The following is a 2,865-nucleotide window of genomic DNA, read 5'->3' on the forward strand; positions in this document are numbered from 1 at the left end:
GGCTCCGTCGCCGCAGGTAGCGGGGATGTGATCATCGGCGACACGCCGCATCAGTCCCCCGTTAAATCCTGCGCGGAGCAGTCGGCCAGCAAGCGATCGCCGCTGCTGGCGTTGTCGCCGATGTTGTTGCCGTGGAAGGGGCTGATGTCGTGGATGCCGACGCCTGAGCTACCGCTGCCAACGGAAGCGTTGACGCTGGAACAACGCAAAGCGCGCTACCAGGCGCGTAAGCAGCTGGCGCAACAGGCGTCTACCAATCCGAATCTGCAAGCCGCCGCCAAGCGTCTCGCCGGCAACAACGACAGCATTTTACGCGCAGAGGCAGCGAAGTATGTCTATGATGTGGATGAATTTCGCCGCGGGGCGAAAGCGGAACTGCCCGCACCGCCGGTGGGGCTGTCGATCGTTGATCCTAAGTCGGCGTTACCAACAGAGGGAAATGAGTACTTTGATGAAGAATCAGGATTCGGGGCTGTCCCCTTTAAGTCGGAGATTAACGGTGAAACCATGCTCACCTACAGAGGCACCGATAATGCAGTCACTGGTTTTAAAGATTGGATGACAAACATTCGGCAAGGGATAGGACTTAAAGCGACTCCTTATGTAAAGGCTATGAACGCGGCAAGATACTTTATAAAGATGAATTCTGGTGCAAATTTGACACTGGTAGGTCACTCGTTAGGTGGGGGCGAGGCTTCTGCCGGAGTCAGTGCCACTGGGCTACACGGGTATACCTTCAATGCGGCGGGCCTACATCCCAATACGGTCGGGGGTGGGGTTTCAATAGAAGAAACCGCAGCGCTGATTAAGACGCAGGCTGTTGATGGCGAAGTGTTGACGATGGTCCAGACCAATTGCAAGGCGGCGGTTCCGGTAATGTTGGGGGGCGTTGTATCGCTACTCGGCGGTTTGGTCGGCGGCGCCACTGCTGGCGCGGTGGTAGGGGCGACATTTGGCATGATGGCCCTTTACAACGGCGCGCTGCCAAAAGCACTCGGCGAGATGTCGCCGCTGCCGTCACTGGGCGGATCGCCGATTGCCCGCCATGGTATGGATCAGGTGATTGCCGGGATTGAAACTCAAAAGAGAGAAGATATCGGCGCAATCAACGGCGTATTTAAGGAGATGTGATGCAATGGTTAAAGCGTATCAAGTGGGGATGCCTTTTTATCGCCAGTCTGTTAACAGCTTGCAATTTGGGAGGGCGTAGTATGGAAGCCAGAGAGTTATTTGACCCAGCGACCGCCGCACTACTGGAAAATATTCGCAAGGGTAATGAAAGCGCTGCAAGGGAAGCGTTGGCGCAGGGCGTTAAGCTTAACGTTCACAGTACAGAAGGGATAACGCCTCTGCAGTGGTTAATCCTCGAGACGCAAGATAAACAAGCGGTGACGCTGGGCCTGAAATTAGGGGCCGATCCTAACTTTAAAAACGGCTACGGTAACGCGGCGATCAATATGGTGCCTGGGTTTAAGGATCCAGACTGGTTGCGCATCATTCTGGATGCGGGGGGCGATCCCAATTTATTGGACAATAGTGGTCACCCCCCCATATATGGCGCGATTAATGAGGAACGCTGGGCGGATATGGAGCTATTACTGGAACGAGGCGCCAACATCAATCAGCTAGATAATATAAATAGAAATAGCGCGTTATACGCGTCCTATCTCAACAAATATGAGATCGTTTATTGGCTGATGGAGCGCGGCGCGAAAACTGATGTTTACGATAAAACTGGGTCTGACCTCGCGACGAATGTTTACGAAAGTGAATCGATAGTGTCTAAAAACTCACGGCAACGTCCGTGGCTTATGAAGGTTAAACAGGTGCTGGAGCAAAAAGGGGTGAGGTTCCCACCTCCCTCTCCTCAAGAAGTCAGAGCGCAGTGGGAAAAGGAGAAGGCTAAATAGTTCACCGTTATCAGGGAACGAGCAGATTCGTTCCCTGACATTTTCCTCTTCTTGCCTAGTTACATATTCTCATTTATTCCCTAACAAAAAACATAAATGCCACCGCGTGGAATAACGCCGTTATTTCGCGATGTTAATTATTTACTGTTATCCATTAATTAAGATTCAGGTTTATCAGATGAATGAAAAAAACAGCCTGAGACTCTTTGAGATCATTCGAAATAAAACCTCGCCGCTGTATGCCATTATCGATGTGATGTGTTATCCAGAGTTGCCGGTTTATTGGCGAGCCTTTCATCAGTCGGCGAAAGATCAATGGCGGCAGCTCGATTCACCGATATTTCCAGATTCATTACGCTTAGTTGCGCCGTTTATTGTCGAACTCGAGGAAGGCAACTGCGGAGAAACGCTACTGCTTTGGACCCAGAGCCAGGACTATGGTCATCAGGGAACGTTGCTGATGACAGCGGACATGTCGCTTGATGAGATGGTGCAATACTGGCAACAACGCGTGGTTTGCCGAGGACCCACCGGGCAGAAGACGCTGTTTCGCAGCTATGGTCCGGATGCCCTGGCGCTGTGGTGGGCGACAATCAGCCCGCAGGAGCAAACGGATTTCCTTGCGCCTGCCCGGCAGCTGTTCCTACCGGCCGAGACTCGCGAATTTTTGGATTATATTCCGTTGCTCGATGAAGAAATCTCTAGGTCTGCGACGAACAACTATCAAATATCGCTAAATCAAACCCAGTTTGATCTTTTAACGCATGACAATCGGCTGCGTTGTCTGGCGAATCAGCTTTTTATGTATGTCAGTGAAAGAACGTTTTTTTTATTAGACATCGAGCTACTAAGAAAACGTTTTATTAGCGGTATCGATCTGGCTAAAAGTTTATATCCACACGCCACCGACGCCGAATGTGAAGCCTGGTCTGCGCATCGCTGGATTATCGGCAGC

Annotated in this window: 3 protein-coding genes; all 3 read left to right on the forward strand. The window is 51.3% G+C overall.

The features are described from left to right. Positions 1–1,131: phospholipase (locus Q7O77_RS16570; protein ID WP_304169815.1), on the forward strand; the 1,131-nt coding region annotated here is incomplete at its 5' end. Continuing rightward, complete coding sequence (locus tag Q7O77_RS16575) at positions 1,131–1,910, forward strand: ankyrin repeat domain-containing protein (RefSeq protein WP_304169817.1); 780 nt, start codon at positions 1,131–1,133, stop codon at positions 1,908–1,910. The genes Q7O77_RS16570 and Q7O77_RS16575, both read left to right, overlap by 1 nt. Positions 1,911–2,088: 178 nt before the next feature. Continuing rightward, a partial coding sequence (locus tag Q7O77_RS16580; RefSeq protein WP_304169819.1) for a DUF4123 domain-containing protein occupies positions 2,089–2,865 on the forward strand: 777 nt, incomplete at its 3' end.

Source organism: Lonsdalea britannica (genome assembly GCF_946477055.1).
Classification (GTDB): Bacteria; Pseudomonadota; Gammaproteobacteria; order Enterobacterales; family Enterobacteriaceae; genus Lonsdalea; species Lonsdalea britannica_A.

Coding starts and splice junctions, on each gene's coding strand:
- Q7O77_RS16575 (WP_304169817.1), top strand. CDS start 1,131: ATGCAATGGTTAAAGCGTATCAAGTGGGGATGCCTTTTTATCGCCAGT.